Raw genomic sequence first — 23,584 nt, forward strand, 5'->3', positions numbered from 1 at the left:
CCGGACGTTGGCTGCACGCGGACAAAAGCGCACGCCGCGCAACAAACGCCCTTTTATGACCGGAGGCCCTACTCGTGGCCATGATTTTCGAAGACCTTCCGACGACGCCCACGTCGGAAGAGCTGATCGACAAGGCGTTCTCCCGGGCGGCGCGGGCCGGCAGGGCCCAGCGAGGACTCGAGGCCCAGCAGTCGATGCTCCAGACGGCGGCGAACATCATTTCGGACAACCTGGAGAACGTGGTGACCGCGTGGCCGGACTTCGAGTACGACGTCGATCCGTTCTACTACGAACTCGCGGACGCGATCGTAGACGTGGACGCGCTCCGCCAGAGCCTCTCGGAGGTGATGTGGGCGAGTCGCAAGGCCCGCGAGATCCACGAGGAGTACCAGTCGAAGCTACGGAAGACGGACGTCGACACGGCTCGCAAGCACCGAAAGCAGGCGTTCGCACGGCTGGCGGACATCGTCGAGCAGATCGACGATCACCTGCTGTACATCAACGAGGCCCGGAACGACCTGCGCGACCTGCCCGACATCGACCCCGACGAGCCGACGATCGTCGTCGCCGGCTACCCGAACGTCGGCAAGTCGTCGTTCGTCAACGACGTGACCAGAGCCCGCGGCGAGACGGCCTCGTACCCGTTCACCACGAAAGGAGTCGGCGTGGGCCACTTCGAACGTGACCACCTCCGGTACCAGATCGTCGACACGCCCGGCCTGCTCGACCGCCCGCCGGCGGAGCGAAACGAGATCGAATCGCAGGCGGTCAGCGCCGTAGAGCACCTCGCCGACTGCGTGCTCGTCCTGCTCGACCCCAGCGGGGAGTGTGGCTACCCCCTCGAGTCGCAACTCGAACTGCGCGACGCCATCGAAGTCCAGTTCGAAGACGTCCCGGTCATCACGGTCGCGAACAAGGCAGACCGATCGCGTGACGTCGAGGCGGCGTACTACATGAGCGTCGAGACCGGCGAGAACGTCGACGAGGTGCTCGAGGCGGCGGTCGAGGCGATCGATTACGAGCCCGAGTTGCCGTTCGAGGGGTAGCGTCGGTCGAGGCGTCGTCGCGTCGCCGCCTGCTCGTACTGGACGGTCTCGACGCGAACGGCGACGCGTTCGCCGGTTCGTTCTTCGATCCGCTCTGCGACGTCGTTCGCGAGTTCGCCGGGAGCCCCATTGCCCTCCGCGCTGACGACGACCGTCACCGTCCGCGGGCCGGTAAACGGCGACATGTCGCTGTACTGCGTCTGAATCGAGACTGCAGAGAGGTTCTCGTGTGCGGGATCGGAGAGTTCGGCGTCGACGGCGCTCGAGATCTCCCTGTCGACAGCCACCTGCTGGGCCGTCGCGACGAGGACGACGATCGTGAGCGCGGCGACGACGGCCGCGAGTGCGATCGTAGCCGCGCGGGACCGTTTTCGTTCCCCGTCGGGGGAGGGACGCTCTCGCGACGGATAGTCCAGGACGACGAGGACGACGAGGACAGCGAGGTTGATCGCGACCATCGTGACGAGCAGCAACACCGCAGAACCGATCACGAGCGCCGGATCAGCCCAGGCGATCGCCAGCCCCGTCGCGGCGGCGGTCGGGATGAGCGCTGCGGCGATCATGACGCCGATGATCGACGTCGGTCCTTTCGTCGTCAGCCCGATCCCGGCCGCCGTGCCGGCGGCGACGCCGACGACGAGCGAGAGCGCGTTGGGCGCGAGGCGGACGCCGACCAGATCGAGCGTCGGGAGGTCGAGCGTCGACGGAACGAACCCGAAAGCGCGAACGAGGGCGGCCAGAACCGCCGCGGCGGCGACCGCGAGCGCGAGCCCGTACAGTTGCATCCAGAGACTGTCCGTGACCATCTGCCGGTCGCCGGTTACGGTACCGACGCTCGCGGTCAACGCCGGGCCGATGATCGGCGCGATCACCATCGATCCGACGACGATCGCTGGCGAGCCGACTAACAGTCCGGCGGTCGCGATGAGCGCGCTCAGGACCATCAACGCGGCGTACGACTCGGTATCGCGGCTCAAATCGCGCGCTTTCGTCCGGAGTTCGACCGCCGTCAGGGGATCGTACTCGCCCGCGTACCGCTCCTCGAGCGTCTCGGACGTCGCGGTCAGCGCTGCCTCGCCGCTCTGGATCACCGTGTACTCATCCGTCTCGATGCCAGCCTCCTCGAGCGCATCGAGCGTGTCGCCGATCGCGTCGCTCGGCAGCGGGATCTCGAGCAAGACGCTCGCCCGATCGTCGAGCGGGATCGCGACGAACGTCACGTCGCGTGACTCGAGAGCCTCGCGTGCCAGCTCACGACGATCCTCGGGAACGACGACGTGCAGGACGCGCACGGCACCGTCGTCCACGGTGAGCGATAAAAGCTTCCGCCATGCGTTCGCCCGTATGCTGCAGTTACTGTCGGTCGCACCGACAGTCACAGTCGACGATCAAAAGCCGGGACGAGTGACTCGGGAGACGGTCAGCGCTCGACGACCTCGACGTACCGCACCTGAACGCCGACGGGTTCGTCTGCGTGCTGATTGATCCGCTCGTGTAACTCTTCGGCGAGGTCGGGGTCGGCCTCGTCCGGGGGAACCCCGATCGTGACCACGACGCGCTCGGGCCCGCGGAAGGGGTAGTCGTCGTTCAACACGACCTCGAGGTCGATCAGCTGGAGGTCGTCGCCGTTCTCCTCGAGGACCGCCACGGCCTCGTCTCGAGCGTCCTGTTCGAACGACCCCGTCTGGTAGGTGGAGTAGGTGATCCCGCCGAGAAACGCCGAGAAGACGAGCACGACGAGCGCGAGCGCGCCGATCTGGCGTCGAATGCGGGCCCGCGTCGGCTCGAGGTCGAACAGGCTCTCCGGGCGGTAGCCGGTGTACCACAGCGTGACCAGCCCCGCGAGGTTGACCGAGAGCACGTTGACGAACACGAGGACCGTCGAGCCGATCGCAGCCGCCGGTTCGCCGAAGGCGATGGCGATGCCCGCCGTCGCAGCGGGCGGGATGAGCGCGGCGGCGATCATGACGCCGACGAGCGCGACCGAGACGCCCGTCGCGATGCTCAGGATGCCCGCGACGCCGGCACCGAGTGCGATGACGAGCGAGAGCAGATCGGGCGTGAGGCGCTCGGAAATCTCGCCGATGGTCGCGATGTTTAGCCCCGGGGGCACGATGTTTCCCATCCTGATGAGCCACGCGAACACCGCTGCCGATCCGATCGCGAGGGCGACGCCCAGTACCTGATGTTTCACCCCGCTTCTGAGTAGGTCTTCGTCGCCGAGTACCGTCCCGATGCTCGCACCCAGCGCCGGTCCGATCAGCGGCGCGATCACCATCGACCCGACGACGACGGCCGGCGAGTCGAGCAACAGTCCCGCCGTCGCCACCAGCGCGCTGACGACGGTTAGCGTCACGTAGATGCTGAACGAGGGAGTCATCTCCTCGGCGTGGGTCTGTAACTCCTGGCGGGAGATGCGATCCTCCTCGACGTCGCCGTTCTCGTACTCGTCGCGCAGCGTCTCGAACTTCCGCGAGATGACCGTCTCGGCGTCGACGACCACCGTGTAAGCGTCCTCGTCGACGCCCTCCTCGTGTAGCGCGTCGAGTACCGACTCGACCGCCGCCGACGGCAGCGGGAAGTAGACGACCGCCGTGTACTCCCGACCGCTCGTCTCGTCGGTGACGACGTACTCGACCCCTTCCTCCTCGAGCGTCTCGAGGATCTTCTCTCGCGCCCCCATCGGAACCATCAGTTGTACGAGCCGCACGTCGAGTGGTGACGAAGCCAGGGAGCATAATTCCGTGGTCGTCTCAGAGAGAAACGGCGGGCCGTTCTCTCGACGCGGCGTCTGGGGCCTCGGTCACGTCGAACGTAACGTCGATGTCGCGGCAGTTGACGGACCTTATTACCCACGCCGATCCTACACTCGAGTATGTTCGACACGCGCCCGGATCGCGAAGCCGAAGTCGTCCTCGTCGGTCGCTCGAACGTCGGCAAATCGACGCTCATGCGGAAGCTCACCGGTCACAGCTTCGACACCGGCGGGAAGCCAGGCGTCACTCGCGAGCCGAACCACTACGACTGGGCGCCCGAGGACTTCGTGCTCACGGATCTGCCCGGTTTCGGCTTCATGAGCGGCGTCGACGAGGATCGACGGGAGGCGATCAAGACCGACATCGTCCACTACATAGAGGAGTACGCCGACAACATTCTCGTCGCCATCCTCGTCGTCGATGGCAAGAGCGTCGTCGACATCATCGACCGCCACTCCGGCCCCGACGAGATCCCCTACGACGTCGAGATGTTCCACTTCCTGCGCGAGCTGGGGATTCCGACGGTCGTCGCCGTCAACAAGATGGACAAGGTCGACGACCGCGACGAACGGCTCGACGAACTCTGTGACCGACTCGGACTCCACCCGCCGTGGCAACAGTGGCAAGACACCATCGCCCCGATCAGCGCCAAACGCGACCAGCTCGAGCCCCTCTACGAGGCCGTTCGCACCCACCTCCACGAACAGCAGCGCGACGATCTGTTCAAGTTCTTCTAGCGGTCTCGGGCGCTAGACGCATAGACCAGAACGGTCAACCACTCTCAACGCCACGTGTTCGCATGGACGAGCCGATCGAGTACACACCGATCGGGTGGATTCGAACACCGTTCGACGACCCGGCGGGGATGCCGATCCAGTCCGCCGCCACGGCGACCGAGGCAACCGTCGAACTCGAGGAGCGGTTCGCACCCGGCGTCGCCGACCTCGAGGAATTCTCTCACGCGATTCTCGTCTACCACTTCCACCGGGGCGACCCGGAGCCGTCGCTTTCGGTCACGCCCTTTCTCGACGAGGCCGACCGGGGGGTGTTCGCGACGCGTGCGCCCGTCCGGCCGAACCGAATCGGGCTCTCGGTCGTCCGTGTCGTAGCCGTCGAGGGGGCGACGATCACGGTCGAAGGAGCCGACGTCGTCGACGGCACGCCGTTGCTCGACGTCAAGCCGTTCGTCCCCGCCTTCGACGCCCCCGAAGACGCCGACGTCGGCTGGCTCGAGGGCGTCGACGATCCGGGAGCGGTCACTGCCGACGAGCGGTTCGCCGACGCCGACGAGACGAACCGGGAGTGATCAAAACTCGAGCGTGTACACCGCTTCGTCGTACGTCCCATCGCCGATCTGGACGGTCCCCCGGTCGGTCTCCTCGAAGTCGAGTCCCTCGTAGAACGTCCGTGACGCCTCGTTCGAGGCGAGGTCGAACGCCCGCATTCGCGTGACGCCGAGTTCCACCAGTCGTTCGCGCAGGTGCTGGTGGAGGGCGGTGCCGACGCCGGCGTCCTGGTGGTCGGGGTGGACGTACATCCGCAGGACGTCGCCCTCCTCGCCGTCGGCGAGTGCGTGAGTGAACCCCACGACCTCACCGCCTACCTCGGCGACGAGGAGCACGGTGTCGATCCCCTCGAGCGAGACGTCGAGGTCGTCGCCGTGCCAGCCGCCGATCGCCGTCTCGAGTTCGTCGTCCCCGTACCACTCGTCGACGACCGCGTCGATGGTGTCGGCCTCGAGGTCGTCGTAGGTATCGTGCCACGTCTCTCGAGCGACCGCACGAATCGCCTCGCGGTCGGCGGAGGTCGCCGATCTAATCTTCATGCCTGTTTCACGGTAACAATGGCACATAGGGGTTGCCACTGTTCAGAGGCGATCGCGTGTCCGACGGCCGGTTCGACCGACCGAGTGTGACGATCAGTGGAGTCGCTCCTGCGAGAGCATGATCACCATCGAGAAGCCGGAGACGACGATGATGAGCAAGGCGGGGACGGCGGCGTACTGGAAGTAGGCGGCCTCCTGTGCGCGCCAGATCTGGGTGACGAGCGTCTCGAACCCGGCCGGCCGGAGGACGAGCGTCGCCGGGAGTTCTTTCATCGTGGTGAGGAACACGAGCGCCGCGCCGGCGCTTACGCCGGGCGCGATGAGCGGAAGCGTGACCCGTCGAAACGCGCCGAGCGGGGCGTCGCCGAGCGTGCGCGCCGACTCGACGAGTGCCGGATCGATCTGCAGCGTCGTGGTCCGGATGGATCCGACGGCCTGGGGCATAAAGCGCACGACGTACGCGAACACGAGCAGCGGAAGCGTCTGGTAGATCGCGGGGGCGTAGCCGGTACCGAAGTAGACCAGCGCGAACGCGAGGACGATTCCCGGCACCGCGAAGCCGACGTAGGTCGCCCGCTCGAAGATCGTCGCGAGCGGGGAGTCGTGCTTGGCGGCGAAGTACGCGACGGGGAGGGCAGCCGCGGCGGCGAGGAGTGCTGTCACGAAAGACACGGTAACCGAGTTGAACGCATAGCTCCACTCGAAAGCGAGGTCTGCACGTCGGCCGCTGTCGGCACGGACGAGCCAGAGGCCGAGAATCCAGACCGGGACGACGAGCGCCACCGACGACACCGTCGCCGGCAGCAGCGTCGCCGGCCACCGCCACTTGCCGAGCGTGACCCGCGACTCGCCCGACCGACCGGAGCCGTCGCTGTGGATGGTCTCGTCCGGGCGGATCCGCGACTCGAGTGCCAGCACGACGAGGACGATCGCGAGCAGTTGCAAGGAGAGCAACGACGCGTACTCCCGGCCGAACATCTGATTCTCGACGTAGATCTCGCGAGTGAAAACTGGCAGACGCATGATGGCGGGCGTCCCGAAGTCGGAGACCGCGTACAGCGCGGCGAGCAACGCGCCGGCGGCGATCGCCGGCCTGAGGTGAGGGAGGGTGACGCGACGGAACGTCCGCCACCGCCCGTGGTTGAGCGTGCGTGCGGCGTCGACGAGTCTCGTGTCGAACGACAACAGCGCCGCCCTGGTCGTCAGGTAGACGTACGGATACGTGTAGAGCGTGATGACGAGGATCGACCCCGGCAGGCCGTAGATCTCGGGGAGTCGCTCGATTCCGAGCGGTGCCAGGATCGAGTGAAACTCGCCTCGAGGGCCGAACGCAGAGACGAACGTGAACGCGCCGATGTAGCTTGGAACGACCAGCGGCAACGCCACGGCGATCGTCCAGAAGCGACGAAACGGGAGATCGGTACGCACCGTGAGGTAGGCAAGCGGAACGCCGACCAGCACCGACGCCGCCGTCACGCCGGCCATCAGCAGGATGCTGTTGAACAGGACGTCGAACGTTCGCGGGCTGGCGAGCAACTGCCAGGCGCGGTCCGGCTGGACGTTCGCCGCCTGGAGCAAGAGCCACGTCAGCGGAAAGACCATACTGGCAGCGATCGCGCCCGCGAGCAGCGTCAGCCCTATCGGGGGACGATCGGTCGCGGATCGGGAGACAGTCGAGAGCAGTGATTTCATAGACGACCTCGCTATTCGGGCCGGTAGCGACCCGACCGCCGCAGTCGGCTACGGCAGTCGCTCGCTACCGCATTTTCTAACAGTGTAACCGTCTCGTTCCAACGGGTATAAGTTTTAGGTTTGCCTAATCCGCGAACATGGAGCTGACCAGACGCGACGCGGTCGCCGCGCTGGCCACGCTCGGCGTCGGCGGCGCGGCCGCTCTCGGCGTTCGTGACTGGCAACGCGACGACCGAGGTGACGTCGTCGACGACGAACTCGTCCAGGACACGCTGGTCGCCGCCGCCGAGGTCGTCTACCCCTCCGACGTCTCGGGGACGGCAGCGTTCGTCGAGACGTTCCTCGAGGGACGCCTCGAGCGGGAGGCACACGCACGCGGGCTGCGCGAGACGACGGCAGCGTTCAACGACGTGTCGGAACAGTGGCACGGCGACGAGTTCCCGGCGCTGTCGCCGGCGGATCGAGATCGAATGCTCCGGGAGGTCGGTGCGGACACCGCCGAGGAAACCCCAGACGGGACGCTGGCCGAACGGGTGCGCTACTACGTGGTCAACGACCTGCTGCTGGCGCTTTACGCCTCGCCGACCGGCGGGGAACTCGTCGGAATCGAGAACCCGCAGGGTCACCCCGGCGGGATCGACACCTACCAGCGGGGGCCGGAGGCGTGAGCACCGACAGAACACCGGTCGGGGACGCGGACGTCTGCGTGATCGGTGCGGGACCGGCCGGCGCGCTGGTCGCGGATCGACTCGCCGACGCCGGCCGCCGCGTGGTCGTCCTCGAGGCCGGCCCCCGGTTCGATCCCGACGACCGCCTCGAGCGCCAGGAGCGGGCGATCCGGCCCGCCTACGACCGCCCGGACGTCTGGGATGGCGACCCTGAACGGGACGTTCACGTGTCGTCGAACGAGGACTGGTTCTACCCGCTCAACCACACTCGCGTCAAGGGCGTCGGCGGGTCGACGCTCCACTGGCAGGGGATGGTGATGCGGCTCCACGAGGACGACTTCGACTCCGCGAGCGAGCGGGGCGTCGGCGTCGACTGGCCGATCGGCTACGCGGACCTCCGGCCATACTACGCCGAGGCGGAACGCGAGATCGGGGTCGCCGGAGCCGACGACAACCCCTTCGCGCCGCCCCGCGAGGAACCTCACCCGATGCCGGCGTTCAAGCCCTCCTACAGCGACGGGCTGTTCGCCGAAGCCTGCGAGAACGTCGAGATCGCGATGCACTCCGTGCCGAACGCTCGCAACTCCGAAGTGTACGACGGCCGGAGCGCCTGCGTCGGCTACGGTACCTGCCAGCCGGTCTGTCCGTCCGGCGCGAAGTACGACGCGACTGTCCACGTCGAACGAGCGGAAGAGCGGGGGGCGACGGTGATCGACCGGGCACCGGTACAGTACCTCGAGCACGACGCCGACTCGATCAGCGCAGCCGTCTACGCGACACCCGACGGCGAGCACAGACAGGAGGCCGACAGCTTCGTGATCGCCTGCGGCGGCGTCGAGACGCCGCGGCTGCTCTTGCTGTCCGAATCGGAGCAGTACCCGAACGGACTGGCGAACTCGAGTGGGCTCGTCGGCAAATTCTTCATGGACCACCTCTTTGCCGGGATGGGCGGCACGCTCGAGGAGCCGACCCGACAGAACCACGTCGGCTTTCTCACCAGCGAATCCCACCAGTTCTACGACGACGCCGACGAAGAGGTCGGCCCGTTCAAACTCGAGTTCTTCAACTACGCCGGCCCCTCGCCCGTCGAGTCGGCCCTCGGGGGCGACGACTGGGGCGACGAGCTCCTCGAGCGGCTGCGACGCGAGTACGGCACCCAGGTCGGCATGGGCGCGCTGGTCGAACAGCTCCCCCGCGAGGACAGCTACGTCGCGCTCGATCCCGACCGGACGGACGACCGCGGCAATCCCGTCCCGGACGTCCACTGGAACGTCGACGAACGCGCCCTGCGGACGCTCGAGCGGGCCAACGAGATCCAGCGGGAGATCCTCGAGGAACTCGGTGCCGAGATCACCTGGCAGGTCGGTCCCGAGAACACCGGGCCGGCCTACCACCACATGGGGACGACCCGGATGGGCGACGACCCCGACGAGAGCGTCGTGAACGCCCGGTTGCGCACGCACGACCTCGAGAACTGCTGGATCGTCGGGAGCAGCGTCTTCCCGACCGGCGGAGCGATGAACCCGACGCTCACCATCGCGGCGCTGGCGCTCCGGGCCGCCGAGCACGTCGACGCCGAACTCAAGTGAGACGAGCGCTACTGTCAGCACACGCCTGTTTTAGGCAAACCTAAAAGTATAAGTCGGCGGGGTAGCAACGGACGGGCAATGAGCGAACCGCGACCGGCCGACGAGGGCGGGAGAACCGAGGGGGAAAAAGCGGAGACCGACACCGACGAGTACACGTTCGAGGACGTCAGCGTCGTCATGGGGACCTACAACGAGGAAGAAGCGATCGGCAAAGTGCTCTCGGACGTCGAGCGCGTGACCGACGGCAAGGCGGAGGTCGTCTGCGTCGATGGCTCCTCGGATCGCACGCCCGAGATCGCCCGCGAACACGGCGCTCGCGTGATCAGACAGCGACCGCAGGGCTACGGCGTGGCGGTACGCGAGGCGATCCTCGCGCCCGACCGCCCGATCGTCGTGACGACCGACTGCGACGACACCTACCCGATGGAACAGCTCCCCGAGTTCCTCGAGTCGATCAACGCCGGCTACGACGTCGTCAGCGGCGACCGCCTCTATCACGGCGCAGCAGCGATGCCGGCGTTCAACCGCTTCGGGAACCACGCCTTCGCCGCGATCGCGAGCGTCCTGATGGGCACGCACGTCCACGACACCACGACGGGGATGCGCGCGTACCGCCGGGAGGTCGTCGAGTCGATCGAGTGGACCGAGAACACCGGTCTCTCGGCCGAACTCCTGATTCGGCCGCTAATGAGAGGCTACGACGTCCGCGAACATCCCATCGAGTACCGCGAGCGCGCCGGCGAAACCAAACTCGACCCCATCCAGGGCGGCGCGGCGATCGCCAAGTCGATCGTGAAAGTCTGTCTCGAAGAACGGTTCCGGTAACTGTCTCGAGCGAGTCTCCCGGTTCGTGGGCGATTCGCCGGGTTCGTCGGTGTCGACGGAGACAGCGAACGAGTCTCGAGGTATCGTTCTGTCCGGTAGTATACTACTGGACAAAACGATTCACACATCGATCGCACTCGAACGGCCGTCGCCAGCGGTGACGGGCCGTGAGACGCGATCGAGTGTTCAGTGACTGTTGTCCGGCAGTATAGGAATAGATCGACACGTAACGCGTGCACGTTCGTCACGCCGATCCGCTGGAACCACGAACGCAGGAAATACTTATCAACTGTGCGAACGAATCCGCCAGTATGGACGAGCTAGGACTACTCGTGTTGCTACTCGGGGTATTCGTCGCATACCGATTCCTCCAGGGGATCGAAGAAGCGTGGCACGGATACCGACGTACGGCCAAGTAATCGGTCATCTGTCCTGATAGTTATCACCACTTGAGAGACGCGAATCGTGGCCGTATTCGTCGTACTCGGCGTCGTCGCTCCGACGCTCGTCGACGAGTGGCGAGCGAAATCCGGTGGGTGAGCGAACGACCGCGCTACGTCGACGCGTACCGAGTCGACTCCGTCATCCCTCCTCGAGTCGCGTCTCGAACTCGACCCACTCGGCGTGGACGTCCGGGTCGTCGGGGAGGTAGGTATCCTCGCTCCCGCAGGCGGTCACGAGGTAACAGACGGTCCGTTCGGGCGGCCAGATCGCCTCGACAGTGCCGTCTGTCGTCCGGACGGTCACGTCCTGTCGGTAGGTGAACGAGCCCCCGTCGGGCTGGACCAGCGTGATCGACAGGGCGACCTCGTCGGTCCCATCCGTCGGGACCGTCGCGTCGCCGGTCGGCGTCTCGAGTCGCGCGCCGTCGGCCTCGAGCGTCCAGTCGACGGCGACGCGCTCGCCGGGTTCTGTGAGCGTGTAGGTCGCGTACGTCCCGTCGTCGGTCTCGAGCCTGACGGTCGCGCTGTCGACGCGGTCGGGGACGGCGACGGCGGTCTCGCCCGCCAGCGATTCGCCCGCGCGGACGTCGACGGCCTCGAGTTTCGGGACGACGTGGCTGTCCGGATTCGGCGACCACTCGCCGTGGTACGCGTAGCGGTAGTACGTCCGGTCGGGGTAGGCGTCGACGACGGCGAAGTCGTCGTCTGGCTCTCGATCCAGCGCGTAGACGACGGGACCGTCGAAGCCCGGTTCGTTCCGGAGGTACTGGAACGGGTGGTTCTGCCAGTCGCCGTACGGCGTCGGCAGGAAGACGAGAGCGTCCTCGAAGTCGTGGTCTTCGATGGGCTCGTAGGCGTCGGCGAGTTTGTCGGTGTACGCGGCGTTTCGCTCGAGCGGCGGTCCGACGAGGGCGGCGTTCGCCCCGCCTGCAGTCACGAGCGCCGCGAGGAGGACGGCGACCGCGAGAGCGCGCGTGGCCGGCGGCGACGCGTCGACGCGGTCGGCGAGCGTGCGGAGCCGACGCCAGCCGGCGACGGCACCGAACGCGGCGAAGATCGACAGCGGGACCAGCAGGTCGAAGTAGTAGAGCGGCCCGAACTGGGCGACGATGCCGTCGGTCGGATCGCTCATCGTCGCGAGGACGTTGTAGTTGCCCCAGAAGAACAGGTTCCCGAGGGGCACGGAGACGAACAGCCCCGCGAGGAGGAGGCCCGCCGTTCGACCTGCGGGATCGGTTCGCCACCGGCGGATCGCGAGCACCAGCCCGGCAACCGCCAGCGCCGTTCCGAGGAGACCGGCGGTGAACCACCGCGTCGTGAGATACTCGAGGACGTAGCCGTTCGCCCGGAGGGCGAGTTCGGGGGTGTACTCGATCGAGTGTCCGAGGATGCGTCGCCGCCCGAACCCGGGACCGTCGAGCGGGGCGAACGCCTCGTAGGGAAAGCGCAGCGCCGATCCGGTCAGGGCGGCGTTGTACGCGAGCGTCAGGCCGACGAACGCGAGCCCGCCGGCGGCAGTGACGACGTTTCGACGCACGGGGTCAGAGAGCGGTCGAATACCGGACTCGAGGAGCGCCCGGCCGACGGTCCACAGCGCGTGGAGGATAAACGGCGCAGCGAACAGGACGGCCGTGTACGGACGGGCGAAGAAGGCGAGTCCGATCGCCACTCCGGCGAGTGCGGCACTCGAGAGGTGGCCCTCGCGGACGCCACGGAGGTAGCAGACGGCAAAGACCAGGTTCAGCAGCGTCGTCGGCGCGTACGGCAGGAAGACGGCCGACGCCAGCAGGGCCATCGGCGACGCGGCGAAGATCGCGGCGGCGACGACGCCGGCCCGCCGGTCGAAGACCTGCGTCCCGAGGACGGCGACGAGCGCGGCGTTGCCGGCGGCGACGGCGGCGAGCGTCACCCGCGGTTCGTCGAACAGCGCCATCGAGACGGCGTACATCGCCGCCGGGACGGGGTTGTACTTGGGATAGAGGCGGCCGCCGTCCTCGACGAAAAACCATGGGCGAAACGCACCCGCGAGTTCGCCCGCGTGTAACTCGAGTTGCCCCTCGAGGAGCATCGCCGCCTGCAGGAGGTACACCCCCTCGTCGTGGTTGACCGAGTGGTACGGGAACACCTGCGTGGCGATCGCGAAGACGACGACGCCGGCGGTCAGGGCGATCCCGGCCGCGGCCAGTCGCTCGCGACCCGCCGCTGTCGAGACGGTACGAGCGACGAAATCACGGAACGAATCGGGGCTCACGGTAGATCAGGAAGCGACGGCGCGAGTGAGACGCGAGCGATCGATCAGAACTGGACGCCGACGTCGCGCATCATGTCGACCGTCGGCTCGAGGTCCGACAGCCGAGTCAGGTCCATGTTGGGGACGTCGAGGTCCTCGATCGATGGCAGTTCGCCGACCGGCGGGACGCCCTCGACCAGCGGATACTCGAACGTCCGGACCGCGAAGTAGTCCTGGGCCTCCGTCGAGAGGAGATGACGGATGAAGTTCTCTGCGAGTTCGGGGTCGTCTGCTTCGTCGATGACCGCCGCGCCCGCGACGTTGAAGATCGCTCCCGCGTCGCCCTGGGTGAACGTCGTCGCGATCGGCGCGTCCTCCCGACCGTCTTTCACGCGCTGGATGTAGTAGTGGTTGGTGAATCCGGCGTCGAGGTCGCCGTCGGCGACCGCCTCACAGACCGCGAGTTCGTTGCCGTACGTCGCGATACCGGCGTCGACGACGCTCTCGAGCCACTGCCGGGTCGCGTCCTCGCCCTCGAGGATGCGCATCGCCGTGACGAACGCCTGGCAGGAGGCGTAGCCCGGTGCCCACCCGAGCTGGGCGTCGACGCCGTCGGGGTACTCCATGATGGAGTCAGGGAGGTCGTCCTCGGAGAGGACGTTCGTGTTGTACGGGATCGAGCGAGCGCGCCCGGACGTACCGATCCACCCGTCGGTCCGGAACTCCTCGCCGACCATCTCGAGTACGTCGTCCGACAGCGTGCGCGTTCGGCCCTCGTCGGCGAGCATGCCGAGCGAGCCGGCGTCGACGGAGAAGAACACGTCCGCAGACGTGCCGTCCCCTTCGGTCACGATCGTGTTGGCGAGTTCCGTCGAGTTGCCGTATCGCGGCTGTGGCGAGAACGAGAAGTCGTCGTACAGGTCCTCGATGTAGCTCAGGAGGTTGCCAACGAGGAACTCGCCGCGACCGGAGTAGACCGAGAGTTCGCCCTCGAGGTCGGGCATCTCCGCCATACTCGTCCCACCGAGTTCCTGACCCTGGCGGCCGTAGCCGAGTTCTGTGAGGTCGGAACCGTCGTCGTCGCCGTCGTCGTCGCCGCCAAACAGGCCCAGACAGCCCGCCAGTCCGGCGACGCCGAGCGTCGCCGATCCGGCGAGGAACGTTCGTCTGTCGCTTCGATCGGGGAATCGTCCTTTCTCGTCCATGTTTTTAGGCTCGCCTAAAAACACTTATAGTCGTCGATCCATACCAACTCACGTCCGACGGTATCAGTCGTCGGCGACGGGGACGCGAGCGCCCTCGAGTGCGTCGAGACACGCCAGCCAGTCGTGCATGTACTCGCCGACGTGGGCGAAGAACTCGCCGTTCTGGTACTCCTCCCACTCCCGACTGCGGAGTTCGTCGGCCATCGCCGCGAAGACGTCGGCGTAACTGTCGGCGTCCGCGCCGGCGTCGTCGACGATCTCCCAGAGATGTTCGTTGAGTTCGAGGCCGGCGACCTCGTTGTGGAGGTCGTCGAACGTCGATCGGGCGGCCTTGTTGTGTTCACACAGCGGCGCGCCGTTGTAGATCTGCTTGCCGAGGACGTCACAGGCGCGCTTGAGGAAGACGCCGCTCCAGATGTCGTCGAACCGGCCGACGTCCCACGGGTTGTCGTCCATCGGCAGCTGGTAGAACGCCGGGATCACCTCCCGGCGGAACGCGAGGTTCATCGAGCAGACGGTGAGGTAGTTCTCCTCCGCGGCGACGAAGTCGTTCGCGAAGTCCTCGCGGGTCGTCCGCGTCTGGGCCTGACCCTGCAGATCGCCGTCCATCAGGATCCGCACCGCGTCGAGGTCCGGGACGTTCGTCCACAGACCCTGGGAGGCGACGACCTCGCCGGCCTCGATCGTGGTCGTGTCGGTCTCGACGGTCTCGCCCATCGCCGAGTAGGGGTATCCGCGCGGGTACAGGCCGTGTTCCTCGGCGTTCTGGTAGAGGACGTTCACCCACTGCTCGTCCGAGGAGACGGCCTCGATCTCGCCCTCGAAGGCGAGGTTCTCGAGGTGAGTCCCGAAGAAGTCCTCGTCCTCGTGCGGGAGGGTGTCGTCGTCGATGAACACGCCGTACTCGAACTCGTCGTTCGCCCACATGTATAGCAGGCCGAAACTCGTCTCGGCGTGGCTCGCGGCCGGAACGACGTGTTCGTACTCGGTGACGCCGTGGTCGGCGTACCACTCCTCGCGTCGCGTCCCGTCGAAGACCTCGCCAGAGACGCCTTCCTCCTCGAGCATCGTCTCCATCGCCTCGGTCTCACAGAAGTCCTCGGTCACGAGCACGACGTGGAGTCTCGAGAGGTCGAACCCGTGGTCGCGCACGTTGTCGAAGTACGAGCGCATACACTCGTACTCCCGGATCGTCGGGACGACGACGCAGATGTCCTGGCTCATGCTCCAACAATTTTAGGCTGGCCTAAAAAACGTGCCGATGTCGGTCAGTCGTCGGCCGGTCCGTCGGGAACGGCGGTTCGCCCGTCGGTGGCGGCAGTCGATAGCGAGACGTTCAGCGACGCGAGCGCGCCCGCGCCGCCGACGAGCGTGATCGCGTTTTTCAGCGCGTGATCGACGATCGCCCCGGCCAGCGCCGTGCTCGCGCCGACGGGCGTGAGCCCGACGACGAGGCCGGTAAACGCCGCCTCGTACAGCCCGATTCCACCCTGCAAGAGCGGCAGGACCTTCGCCAAGTTCCCGACGCTCACCGCGAGCGTCCCGACGACCAGCAGGGTCGGCGCGTCGAGTCCCGCACCGACGGCCGCGAGGACGACCACCGCGGTCAGCACGTCCAGTCCCCACACGAGGAGACTCTCGACGCCGACGGTCGCCACCGCACGTGGATTCGTCGCGACGCGCTGGACGTCCGCGAGTAGATCCAGAAGGGCGTCGATCGCACGCCGGAGGCGTGGCCACCGACTCACGCGCGTGCGAAGACGCGGACCGAGCGCACGGTCGCTGTAGGCGACACCGACGGCAGCCGTCGCGACCACGACGGCGGCCGTCGCGACGACCGAAGCCGCCTCGAGCGCCCGCCGACCGTACTCGAGGTCGTCCACCAGGCCGAGTGGGCTCGAGTCGCCGAGCAGGGCGAACGCGAGAACGGCCCCGCCCGCCAGCGTCGCGATCGTCAGCAGATCGAAGACGCGTTCGACCGCCAGCGAACCGAACCCGGTGGGGTAGGGAACGTCCTCGCGGTCTTTCACGAGGTACGCCCGAACGGCGTCGCCCGCCCGGGCGGGGATCGCGAGGTTCGCCGTCTGACTCGCGAAGACGGCGGTCGTGAGAAAGCCCGTTCCGACGTGGTGGCCCATCGTCGCGAGCACGTCGCCGTACCGGCGGCCACGGAGGGGCCACGAGACGGCGTAGACGACCGTCGCGACGCCGAGCAAGAGCGGGTCCGCCCCCGTCACGTCGGCGACCACGGCGTCGACGTCGACCGCACGGACGGCCGCGAGCAGGCCGACGACGACGAGCGCCGTCCCCGCGAACGTCGCCCAGCGGCGGGAGAACACCCCGCCGCGAGCCGGCCGACCGTCCGTCGCATCCTCACGGCTACCGTCGTCCATGGTCGAACCCTGCGGGAGCAGATATTTAAGTCCACCTAAAACTCGACCAGGATGCTTCGAGCGGGCGGCTAGCGGCAGAATCGTGATAGAACGGGTCGCCTGCGGTCAGGTCAGTTCTGCGATCAGTTCTCGAGCCGACCGTCTGACGGCCTCGTCGCTCGAGAGCGTCGGCTCCCAGCCCAGTGCAGCGAGTTTTTCGACGGAGAGGCGCATCTTCGGCACGTCGCCGGTCCAGCCGCGGTCGCCGCCGGTGTACTCGTAGGTCGGTTCGAGACCCATCTCGTCGGCGACGATGGCGGCGATCCGGTCGACCGACGTGGTGGTCCGGGTCCCGAGATTGTAGGTGTTCATCGCGTCGTCGGCGTGTTCGACGACGTGACACATCGCGTCGACGCAGTCGTCGACGTGCATGTAGGATTTCTCCTGTCGGCCGTCGCCGAGGATGGTGAGCGTCTCGGGGTTCTCGTGGAGTTTCTCGACGAAGTCGGGGATCACTGCCCCACGAAGTCCCGGGCCGACGATGTTCGCGAACCGGAAGTTCCAGACGGTGAAGTCGTGGCTGTGAGCGTGGGTCGCGAGCAGGCCCTCGTCGGCAAGTTTGCTCGCGCCGTATGTGCTGATCGGCTCCATCGGCGCATAATCCTCGGGCGTCGGTCGCGGCGCTTCGCCGTAGACGGTCGACGAGGACGTGTACGCGAAGTCGGTGACGTCGGCGTTACACATCGCCTCGAGGAGCGTCAGCGTCATCCGCGTGTTGCGCTCGAACTGGTCGTACGGCCGATCCGTGTCGACCAGCTTCGACGCCGCCAGGTGGAAGACGCGGTCGACGTCGGACGTGAGCACGCCCTCGAGTGCGTCCGGATCGGTCAGGTCGGCCTCGACGAAGCGCGCGGCGTCGGGAACGCGCTCTCTCGAGCCGTTCGAGCAGTCGTCGACGACGATCACGTCCTCGCCGTCCTCGAGCAGTCGGGCGACCAGGTGGGTGCCGATGAAGCCCGCACCCCCCGTCACGAGCGTCCGTCTGTCGGTCATCGGCCGTATCTGATCGCTCCCGTAACATAAACACGTCCGTCCGGCGTCGGGGGTCGGCTGTGACGATCCGTCTAGACGACCCTGTTGTACAGATCTTCGCCGGTCTCGAGTCGATCGACGTTCTCGCGGACGATCTCGCCGACGTCGCGGAAGTAGTCGCGGGTGTACGCCGCACAGTGGGGCGTGACGATCACCTCCTCCATGTCCCACAGGGGCGACTCCTCGGGGAGCGGTTCGGTCTCGAAGACGTCCAGCGCCGCGCCCGCGATCTCGCCGGACTCGAGGGCGTCGACCAGCGCCGGTTCGTCGACGACGCTCCCGCGGGCGACGTTGACGAAGTAGGCGTCCTCGCGCATGGCGGCGAACTCGTCGGGACCGAAGAGGTGGTGGGTCTCGTCGGTCAGCGGAACGGTCGCGATCACGAAGTCGGCGTCGCCGATTGCGGAGTGGAGGTCGTCGTTCGCGTAGATTTCGTCGAACTCGGGGACGGGATCGGCGGAGCGGCGCACGCCCGTCATCCGGACGCCGAGCGCGCCGGCGACCGACGCGACGCCACGTCCCAGCGTGCCGGTTCCGACGACGCAGGCGGACGTGCCGGGGAGCGTGAACGCCTCGTCCCAGTCGGGTCGTTCCCACCGCCGCTCCCGCTGGTGGGCGACGTGGTCGTGGAGGCGACGCGAGAAGGAAAGCAGGTAGCCAGCGACCGTCTCGCCGACCGTCCGGTCGTGGATCCCCGTGCTGTTGGTGAGGACGACGTCGCGCTCCTCGAGGACGTCGAACGGGAACCGGTCGACTCCCGCCTGGATCGAGTGGATCCACTCGAGGTCCGCGAACGCCTCGCGGTGCTCGAAGGTGACGACGGCGTCGCAGGCCCCGATCCCCTCGTCGTCGGTAACGCGGACGTCGACCGGGAGGTCGGCGAGTTCGTCTGCGAGTTCTTCCGGCGGAAAGACCGCGTCGACGGAGTCGTGAACACCGAGTCGCTCGAGTTGCATGCACGGCGCTACGAACGGTCTCGAGTTCAATCTTCGCTCGAACACGAGCGACATTCGGCCGAACGCACTCGAGAACGGGCCGGTCGAGACGCCTCCCGAAGATCGATCTGGACGGCGTAAAGTGGGCGGCTCGGGTGAAAAGCATCGTCACAAGGGGCTCAGAGGGGGTAACTCTTCGTCATGGCCGCCCTACCCGTGCTTGGCAGGCGAGGACTTTCCGTCTATCGCTTCCGACTGCGACCCGTCACTCGCCGCTCGCCCACCCCTCGAGGTTGCGCAACTCCGCGGCCACCTCGCCGATACCCGCACTCGAGAGCGTTCCGCGCTCGGTGACGATGCCGTCGACGCAGTCGACGGGCGTCACGTCGAACGTCGGGTTCAGCACGTCGAGCGGCGCGTCTCCGTCGTAGACCGCCTCCCGGGAACCGGACTCGAGATTGACCGCCTCGCGCGTCGAGACCTTGTCGGTCGCGGCGACGGCGTAGACGGGAACCTCCTCGCGCGCGGCGGCGAGCGCGAGCGCCCGCGTGCCGGTCTTGTTGACGACGCGACCGTCCGGCAGGACGGTGTCGGCACCGACGAGCACGCAGTCGACGTCTTCGCTCGCGAGCACGTGTGCCACGGCGGCGTCGGTGTGTATCGTCACCGGCAGGTCGTCGGCCAGTTTCTCGGCGACGTCGACGCCCTCGCAGGCCGGCCGGGACTCGGCGACGTACACGCGCGACGGCTCGCCCGTCCGCAGCGCCTCGAGGACCGTCCCCGACCGCGAGAGGGTCGCGACGGTTCCCTCGACGTGCTCGCTCACCGCCGTCGCGGCCTCGTCGTCGGCCTCGAGCGCCCGGTCGATCCCCGCGAGCGCGGACTCGAGGACCGCAGGGGCGCTCCCCTCGTCGGCCTCGGCCATCGCCCGGTTGACCCGGTTTCGCAGGACCGCCATCGAGGGGCGAGCCTCGAGCAGTCGCCGGGCGAGTTCGGCGAGTTCGTCCCACTCCGCGTCCGACTCGGCCGTCTCGGCCTCCTGGCGCTCGCGGACGAGCAGCCCTGCCCGGTCGCGCAGCACCTCGAGCGCGCGGATCGACAGGTAGGCCGCGCCGTGGTCGCCGTCGGCGGCGATCGAGCGGACAGTAGGTGCGACGCGTTCGTACGCCGCCCAGAGCTTCGGCACCGTCTCGCGGTCGACCATCGCCGTCGGTGGAACCCACGCGTAATCGATGTGCTCCTCGCTCAACGCGACCTCGCGGGAATCGCAGTCGAACAGGTACGGGTGGACGACCCACTCGCGACCGAGGTCGGCGTCTTCGAACCGCACGGGTCGGGCCGACCGGACGAGCGTGACCGCGTCCGCGAGGCCCGTCTCCTCGGCGATCTCGACCCGGACCTGTCGGTCGGGGTCGTCCTCCGCGAAGCCGGAGACGCCACCCCACTGGCCCGCGTACGTCCCGACCTCGCCGCTGCGACCCAACAGCAGTACCTCCCCGCGATTTCGCAGGAAGGCGGTGACGACGTGACTCGCGTCGTCGCCCGTCGTCGTCTCGTCCGTAGCGTCAGTCATAGACGAGCGAACGAGTGCGCACGGGGAATCGCTTTCGGGGTCGACGTCGTACGCCCACCCATGTCACTGGTTGCCATTATCAGCGACACGCACGTGCCGTCTCGAGCCGACGCGATCCCGGAGTGGGTCGTCGACGAAATCCTGCGAGCCGACCACACGATCCACGCGGGCGACTTCGACTCGCCGCGGGTGTACGAACGCATCGCGGACCTCGCGGACGGGAACCTGACCGCCGCTCGAGGGAACGTCGATCCGCCGGCGCTCGGACTGTCGAAAGCGAAGACGGTGGCGATCGACGGCGTGACGTTCGTCGTCACCCACGGCACCGGCTCGCCCAGCGGCTGGCACGATCGGGTCGCGGAGACGGTCGAGCGAGAGGAAGACGAAGACGCGGTGGGCGTCGCGGGCCACACCCACGAGGTCGTCGACGAACGTGTCGACGGGACCAGACTGTTGAACCCTGGCAGCGCGACCGGGGCGACGCCCGCCGACCGCGAGACGATGTTCGTGGCGACGGTCGAGGACGGCGACCTCGAGATCGAGCTTCGAACCGGATAGGCGGAGTCGCCGACGGTCGCCAGCGCGCATAGCGGCCGCCGTCTCCGGTGACGGAGGCCTTTTTACCGCGCTTTCCCACCCACCGAGTATGGAACTACACGCCGTGCCGGACCTCCCGGAGATCCGTCCCGGCGACGACCTCGCGGAACTCGTCGCCGAGCGGATCGATCTCGAGGACGGCGACGTCCTGACGGTCGCGAGCACCGTTGTCTCGAAAGCCGAGGGGCGCGGAGCCGACCTCGACGACTTCCCGGCGGGACCGCGAGCCAGAGAGATCGCGACGCGCCTCGAGGCGATCACGGGCGAGCGGAAGGATCCGCGATTCGCCCAGGCCGTCCTGGAGGAGAGCACCGAGTTGCTGATGGAAGCCCCGTTCTTGCTCACCGAGTCGCGCTTTGGCCATGTGAGCGTCAACGCGGGGATCGACCGCTCGAACGTGCCGGACCACGACCTGCTGTTGTTGCCAAAGCGGCCGACGGCAAGTGCCGAACGAATTCGGTCGGGCCTCCCGGCCGACGTCGCGGTGATCGTCACCGACACCTGCGGGCGACCGTTTCGCCACGGCCAGCGCGGGGTCGCACTCGGCTGGGCGGGGATGCCCGCGAGTCGGGACTGGCGGGGCGAATCTGATCGTGACGGGCGCGAACTCGGCGTCACCGTCCAGTCGGTCGTCGACGAACTCGCCGCGGCCGCGAACCTCGTGACGGGAGAGGGAGCCGACGGCACGCCCGCCGTCGTCGTCCGCGACTGGTCGTTCGGCGACCTCGAGGGGAGCGACGAACTGTTCCGGGACGTGGAGACGGACTTCGTCAGGCAGGCACTGCGGGAGTGGGGGTACGACCACGAGGTGAGCCGATGAACGGGATCGAACTCACGCCCGAACACCCACCAGACCGGATCGCCGAACTCGCCGCCCTCGCAGAAGACGAGGGGTTCGACGCGGCGCTGACGAGCTGTCACTACTTCAACCGCGATCCGTTCGTGACCCTCACGCGGATGGCCGAGGCGACGGAGACGATCCGGCTGGGGCCGGGCGTCGTCAACCCCTACGAATCCCACCCCGTCACCCTCGCCGCGCGGACGGCGACGCTCGACGAGGTGAGTGGCGGACGCGCCGTCTTCGGCATCGGCGCGGGCGACCGGTCGGCGCTCGCGAACCTCGGCATCGACCGCGAGCGTCCCCTCCGGCGGGTCCTCGAGAGCTTCGACCTCGCGCGTGACCTCTGGGCCGGCGAGACCGTCACCCACGAGGGGACGTTCACCGCCCGCGACGCCTCGTTGAACCTCGAGCCCCGCGACATTCCGGTCTACGTCGGCGCGCAGGGGCCACACATGCTTCGGATGAGCGCGAAACACGCCGACGGGACGCTGATCAACGCCGCACACCCGGACGACTTCGAGTGGGCGGCCGGACAGATCGAGAAGGGGCTCGACGAGCGACCGGCCGACTACGGCGAGTTCGAGGCGCTCGCGTTCGCAAGCGTGAGCGTCGCAGGCGACGAACGGGAAGCGAGAGAAGCGGCCCGCCCGCCGGTCGCGTTCATCGTCGGCGGCGCAGCAGACCCTGTCCTCGAGCGCCACGAAATCGACCGCAAGGCCGCAGCGGACGTAAGCGACGCCCTGGAACGGGGCGACCTCTCGGAAGCCTTCGGCCACGTGACGCCGGCCATGATCGACGCGTTCTGTATCGCCGGGACGACCGAGACGGTCGCCGAGCGGTTCGCTGCCGTACTCGAGTACGTCGACGGAATCGTCGTCGGGTCGCCGCTCGGGCCGGACCTCGACGACGCGGTGGTCCGCGCGGCCGAGGCGCTCGAGCGGGCTACTCGGGAATAACGAGGTCGGCGAGCGCGCCGAGCGTGAGGAAGCCGAACGCGCCGAGCGTCAGAACGATGAGGGCCGTCCCGACGAGGACGAGCAGCGGCGCGAGCGCCTCACCCGTAGCGACGCCGGAGAAGTGGTCGACCATCTCGACGAGGTTGTCCACGATGACGTTCAACACTGGAGCGGAGTTCATAGTCGCGGGTTGTGACCGGGGGTACTTGGCCGTGCCGATCCGTGTCAGGCACAAGAACTGCCCGAACGTGGCACGGAGACGGGCGAACGACCGTCGCACGATCGACCGATAGTTCACAGATATAAGCGGCTCCACGCCGTAGGTAAGGTGTGACCGACGAGTCGACGCTGACGGACTTTCTCGAGGAGGCCGGGACGGCGGCGGAGAGCGCAGACCGGGAGACCGGTCGCGAACCGGAAGAGCCGTCGCAGCGTCCCCAGGCGGGCGAAGCGGACGGACGCGAGAACGGCGAGCGAACGGCCGTCGAACCCGCCACCGGGACCTACGCGTGGGGCAAGCACACGTGCAGCGCCTGCGGCTCGAGCGTCGACCGGGTCTGGCGTGATGGAGATGCGTTCGTCTGTCCCGCGTGCAAAGAGTGGTAAGGCGGGGCGATCGTTGGGCGACCAGGGTCCAAAGGACGACGACGGCTGGCGACGACCGGAAAATCAGTGCCACGACGGATATCGGACCCCCACCTCCAGAAGGTTTAAGCCCCAGTCGTGGCTTTGTACGCATGCAATGGCGAAAGGTACGGTCGCATTCTTCAACGACACTGGCGGCTACGGATTTATCGAGACTGACGACGCGGACGAGGACGTTTTCTTCCACATGGAGGACGTCGGTGGCCCTGACCTCGAAGAGGGTCAGGAACTCGAGTTCGAGATCGTCGAGGCCGAGAAGGGCCCGCGCGCGACGAACGTCGAGCGCCTGTAAGG

The 23,584-nt window shown here is 67.4% G+C and carries 23 protein-coding genes; 11 read left to right on the plus strand and 12 right to left on the minus strand.

What is annotated here, in order from left to right; genetic code table 11:
- The first annotated feature begins 80 nt into the window (after positions 1 to 80).
- Positions 81 to 1,046: an NOG1 family protein gene (locus MU558_RS05845; RefSeq protein WP_246972813.1), complete on the plus strand. Its 966-nt coding sequence runs from the start codon at positions 81 to 83 to the stop codon at positions 1,044 to 1,046.
- Here the strand turns inward: MU558_RS05845 and MU558_RS05850 are convergent.
- Positions 1,016 to 2,338, minus strand: coding sequence for a DUF389 domain-containing protein (locus tag MU558_RS05850; protein ID WP_246972816.1), 1,323 nt, complete (start codon positions 2,336 to 2,338; stop codon positions 1,016 to 1,018). The two genes, MU558_RS05845 and MU558_RS05850, sit on opposite strands and share 31 nt — an antisense overlap.
- Before the next feature lie 128 nt (positions 2,339 to 2,466).
- Positions 2,467 to 3,756 carry a TIGR00341 family protein gene (locus MU558_RS05855; RefSeq protein WP_246972818.1) on the minus strand — a complete coding sequence of 430 codons (1,290 nt, stop codon included), beginning with the start codon at positions 3,754 to 3,756 and terminating at the stop codon, positions 2,467 to 2,469.
- Between the two features lie 165 nt (positions 3,757 to 3,921).
- Here MU558_RS05855 and engB point away from each other — a divergent pair, with 165 nt between their 5' ends.
- Positions 3,922 to 4,539 (plus strand): GTP-binding protein EngB, encoded by a 618-nt coding sequence (gene engB, locus MU558_RS05860; RefSeq protein ID WP_246972821.1) that lies wholly within the window; start codon positions 3,922 to 3,924, stop codon positions 4,537 to 4,539.
- Positions 4,540 to 4,601: 62 nt separating this feature from the next.
- A complete protein-coding gene (gene tsaA, locus MU558_RS05865) occupies positions 4,602 to 5,108 on the plus strand; it encodes a tRNA (N6-threonylcarbamoyladenosine(37)-N6)-methyltransferase TrmO (RefSeq protein ID WP_246972824.1) in 507 nt (168 codons plus the stop codon).
- Here the strand turns inward: tsaA and MU558_RS05870 are convergent, their stop codons facing one another.
- Together MU558_RS05870 and MU558_RS05875 are read right to left on the minus strand one after the other, a co-directional pair.
- Positions 5,109 to 5,627 carry a GNAT family N-acetyltransferase gene (locus tag MU558_RS05870; protein ID WP_246972827.1) on the minus strand — a complete coding sequence of 173 codons (519 nt, stop codon included), beginning with the start codon at positions 5,625 to 5,627 and terminating at the stop codon, positions 5,109 to 5,111.
- Between the two features lie 93 nt (positions 5,628 to 5,720).
- Complete coding sequence (locus MU558_RS05875; protein WP_246972828.1) at positions 5,721 to 7,319, minus strand: ABC transporter permease; 1,599 nt, start codon at positions 7,317 to 7,319, stop codon at positions 5,721 to 5,723.
- A 137-nt stretch (positions 7,320 to 7,456) separates the two neighbouring features.
- On the opposite strand from MU558_RS05875, the gene MU558_RS05880 reads away from it, so the two are divergent.
- The 3 genes from MU558_RS05880 to MU558_RS05890 all read left to right on the plus strand — a co-directional run bounded on the left by MU558_RS05880 (position 7,457) and on the right by MU558_RS05890 (position 10,401).
- Positions 7,457 to 7,987 (plus strand): gluconate 2-dehydrogenase subunit 3 family protein, encoded by a 531-nt coding sequence (locus MU558_RS05880; RefSeq protein WP_246972830.1) that lies wholly within the window; start codon positions 7,457 to 7,459, stop codon positions 7,985 to 7,987.
- Entirely contained in the window at positions 7,984 to 9,576 is a 1,593-nt protein-coding gene (locus MU558_RS05885) for a GMC family oxidoreductase (protein ID WP_246972832.1), read from the plus strand. Before MU558_RS05880 ends, MU558_RS05885 begins: the two co-directional genes overlap by 4 nt.
- A gap of 177 nt (positions 9,577 to 9,753) precedes the next feature.
- Entirely contained in the window at positions 9,754 to 10,401 is a 648-nt protein-coding gene (locus MU558_RS05890) for a dolichyl-phosphate hexose transferase (RefSeq protein ID WP_246974834.1), read from the plus strand.
- A gap of 582 nt (positions 10,402 to 10,983) precedes the next feature.
- Here the strand turns inward: MU558_RS05890 and MU558_RS05895 are convergent.
- The 7 genes from MU558_RS05895 to MU558_RS05925 all read right to left on the minus strand — a co-directional run bounded on the left by MU558_RS05895 (position 10,984) and on the right by MU558_RS05925 (position 20,251).
- Positions 10,984 to 13,095, minus strand: coding sequence for a DUF7846 domain-containing protein (locus tag MU558_RS05895; protein WP_246972834.1), 2,112 nt, complete (start codon positions 13,093 to 13,095; stop codon positions 10,984 to 10,986).
- Positions 13,096 to 13,139: 44 nt separating this feature from the next.
- Positions 13,140 to 14,279 (minus strand): extracellular solute-binding protein, encoded by a 1,140-nt coding sequence (locus tag MU558_RS05900; RefSeq protein ID WP_246972836.1) that lies wholly within the window; start codon positions 14,277 to 14,279, stop codon positions 13,140 to 13,142.
- 63 nt (positions 14,280 to 14,342) lie between these two features.
- On the minus strand, positions 14,343 to 15,503 hold the full coding sequence (locus MU558_RS05905) for an alpha-1 4-glucan-protein synthase (protein WP_246972838.1): 1,161 nt from the start codon (positions 15,501 to 15,503) through the stop codon (positions 14,343 to 14,345).
- 44 nt (positions 15,504 to 15,547) lie between these two features.
- Positions 15,548 to 16,672 (minus strand): lysylphosphatidylglycerol synthase transmembrane domain-containing protein, encoded by a 1,125-nt coding sequence (locus tag MU558_RS05910; RefSeq protein ID WP_246972840.1) that lies wholly within the window; start codon positions 16,670 to 16,672, stop codon positions 15,548 to 15,550.
- Between the two features lie 105 nt (positions 16,673 to 16,777).
- Positions 16,778 to 17,704 carry an NAD-dependent epimerase/dehydratase family protein gene (locus tag MU558_RS05915; protein WP_246972842.1) on the minus strand — a complete coding sequence of 309 codons (927 nt, stop codon included), beginning with the start codon at positions 17,702 to 17,704 and terminating at the stop codon, positions 16,778 to 16,780.
- Between the two features lie 71 nt (positions 17,705 to 17,775).
- Complete coding sequence (gene ddh / locus MU558_RS05920; protein WP_246972848.1) at positions 17,776 to 18,699, minus strand: D-2-hydroxyacid dehydrogenase; 924 nt, start codon at positions 18,697 to 18,699, stop codon at positions 17,776 to 17,778.
- Between the two features lie 244 nt (positions 18,700 to 18,943).
- Positions 18,944 to 20,251: an eIF2B alpha/beta/delta subunit family protein gene (locus MU558_RS05925; RefSeq protein ID WP_246972850.1), complete on the minus strand. Its 1,308-nt coding sequence runs from the start codon at positions 20,249 to 20,251 to the stop codon at positions 18,944 to 18,946.
- A gap of 60 nt (positions 20,252 to 20,311) precedes the next feature.
- On the opposite strand from MU558_RS05925, the gene MU558_RS05930 reads away from it, so the two are divergent.
- The 3 genes from MU558_RS05930 (at position 20,312) to MU558_RS05940 (ending at position 22,645) form a co-directional block, all read left to right on the plus strand.
- A complete protein-coding gene (locus MU558_RS05930) occupies positions 20,312 to 20,809 on the plus strand; it encodes a metallophosphoesterase family protein (RefSeq protein WP_246972852.1) in 498 nt (165 codons plus the stop codon).
- 88 nt (positions 20,810 to 20,897) lie between these two features.
- Entirely contained in the window at positions 20,898 to 21,668 is a 771-nt protein-coding gene (locus MU558_RS05935; protein ID WP_246972854.1) for a coenzyme F420-0:L-glutamate ligase, read from the plus strand.
- Complete coding sequence (locus tag MU558_RS05940; RefSeq protein ID WP_246972856.1) at positions 21,665 to 22,645, plus strand: 5,10-methylenetetrahydromethanopterin reductase; 981 nt, start codon at positions 21,665 to 21,667, stop codon at positions 22,643 to 22,645. Before MU558_RS05935 ends, MU558_RS05940 begins: the two co-directional genes overlap by 4 nt.
- Here the strand turns inward: MU558_RS05940 and MU558_RS05945 are convergent.
- Positions 22,632 to 22,826 carry a DUF8024 family protein gene (locus MU558_RS05945; protein ID WP_246972857.1) on the minus strand — a complete coding sequence of 65 codons (195 nt, stop codon included), beginning with the start codon at positions 22,824 to 22,826 and terminating at the stop codon, positions 22,632 to 22,634. The genes MU558_RS05940 and MU558_RS05945 overlap by 14 nt on opposite strands.
- Positions 22,827 to 22,975: 149 nt before the next feature.
- On the opposite strand from MU558_RS05945, the gene MU558_RS05950 reads away from it, so the two are divergent.
- Both MU558_RS05950 and MU558_RS05955 read left to right on the plus strand, forming a co-directional pair.
- Complete coding sequence (locus tag MU558_RS05950; protein WP_246972861.1) at positions 22,976 to 23,251, plus strand: DUF7573 domain-containing protein; 276 nt, start codon at positions 22,976 to 22,978, stop codon at positions 23,249 to 23,251.
- Between the two features lie 136 nt (positions 23,252 to 23,387).
- Positions 23,388 to 23,582: a cold-shock protein gene (locus MU558_RS05955; RefSeq protein WP_246972863.1), complete on the plus strand. Its 195-nt coding sequence runs from the start codon at positions 23,388 to 23,390 to the stop codon at positions 23,580 to 23,582.
- The last annotated feature ends 2 nt before the right edge of the window (positions 23,583 to 23,584 follow it).

This window comes from Natribaculum luteum (assembly GCF_023008545.1).
GTDB lineage: Archaea > Halobacteriota > Halobacteria > Halobacteriales > Natrialbaceae > Natribaculum > Natribaculum luteum.

Coding starts and splice junctions, on each gene's coding strand:
- MU558_RS05845 (WP_246972813.1), top strand. CDS start 81: ATGATTTTCGAAGACCTTCCGACGACGCCCACGTCGGAAGAGCTGATC.
- engB (WP_246972821.1), top strand. CDS start 3,922: ATGTTCGACACGCGCCCGGATCGCGAAGCCGAAGTCGTCCTCGTCGGT.
- tsaA (WP_246972824.1), top strand. CDS start 4,602: ATGGACGAGCCGATCGAGTACACACCGATCGGGTGGATTCGAACACCG.
- MU558_RS05870 (WP_246972827.1), bottom strand. CDS start 5,627: ATGAAGATTAGATCGGCGACCTCCGCCGACCGCGAGGCGATTCGTGCG.
- MU558_RS05875 (WP_246972828.1), bottom strand. CDS start 7,319: ATGAAATCACTGCTCTCGACTGTCTCCCGATCCGCGACCGATCGTCCC.
- MU558_RS05880 (WP_246972830.1), top strand. CDS start 7,457: ATGGAGCTGACCAGACGCGACGCGGTCGCCGCGCTGGCCACGCTCGGC.
- MU558_RS05890 (WP_246974834.1), top strand. CDS start 9,754: ATGGGGACCTACAACGAGGAAGAAGCGATCGGCAAAGTGCTCTCGGAC.
- MU558_RS05900 (WP_246972836.1), bottom strand. CDS start 14,279: ATGGACGAGAAAGGACGATTCCCCGATCGAAGCGACAGACGAACGTTC.
- MU558_RS05905 (WP_246972838.1), bottom strand. CDS start 15,503: ATGAGCCAGGACATCTGCGTCGTCGTCCCGACGATCCGGGAGTACGAG.
- MU558_RS05910 (WP_246972840.1), bottom strand. CDS start 16,672: ATGGACGACGGTAGCCGTGAGGATGCGACGGACGGTCGGCCGGCTCGC.
- MU558_RS05915 (WP_246972842.1), bottom strand. CDS start 17,704: ATGACCGACAGACGGACGCTCGTGACGGGGGGTGCGGGCTTCATCGGC.
- ddh (WP_246972848.1), bottom strand. CDS start 18,699: ATGCAACTCGAGCGACTCGGTGTTCACGACTCCGTCGACGCGGTCTTT.
- MU558_RS05925 (WP_246972850.1), bottom strand. CDS start 20,251: ATGACTGACGCTACGGACGAGACGACGACGGGCGACGACGCGAGTCAC.
- MU558_RS05930 (WP_246972852.1), top strand. CDS start 20,312: ATGTCACTGGTTGCCATTATCAGCGACACGCACGTGCCGTCTCGAGCC.
- MU558_RS05935 (WP_246972854.1), top strand. CDS start 20,898: ATGGAACTACACGCCGTGCCGGACCTCCCGGAGATCCGTCCCGGCGAC.
- MU558_RS05940 (WP_246972856.1), top strand. CDS start 21,665: ATGAACGGGATCGAACTCACGCCCGAACACCCACCAGACCGGATCGCC.
- MU558_RS05945 (WP_246972857.1), bottom strand. CDS start 22,826: ATGAACTCCGCTCCAGTGTTGAACGTCATCGTGGACAACCTCGTCGAG.
- MU558_RS05955 (WP_246972863.1), top strand. CDS start 23,388: ATGGCGAAAGGTACGGTCGCATTCTTCAACGACACTGGCGGCTACGGA.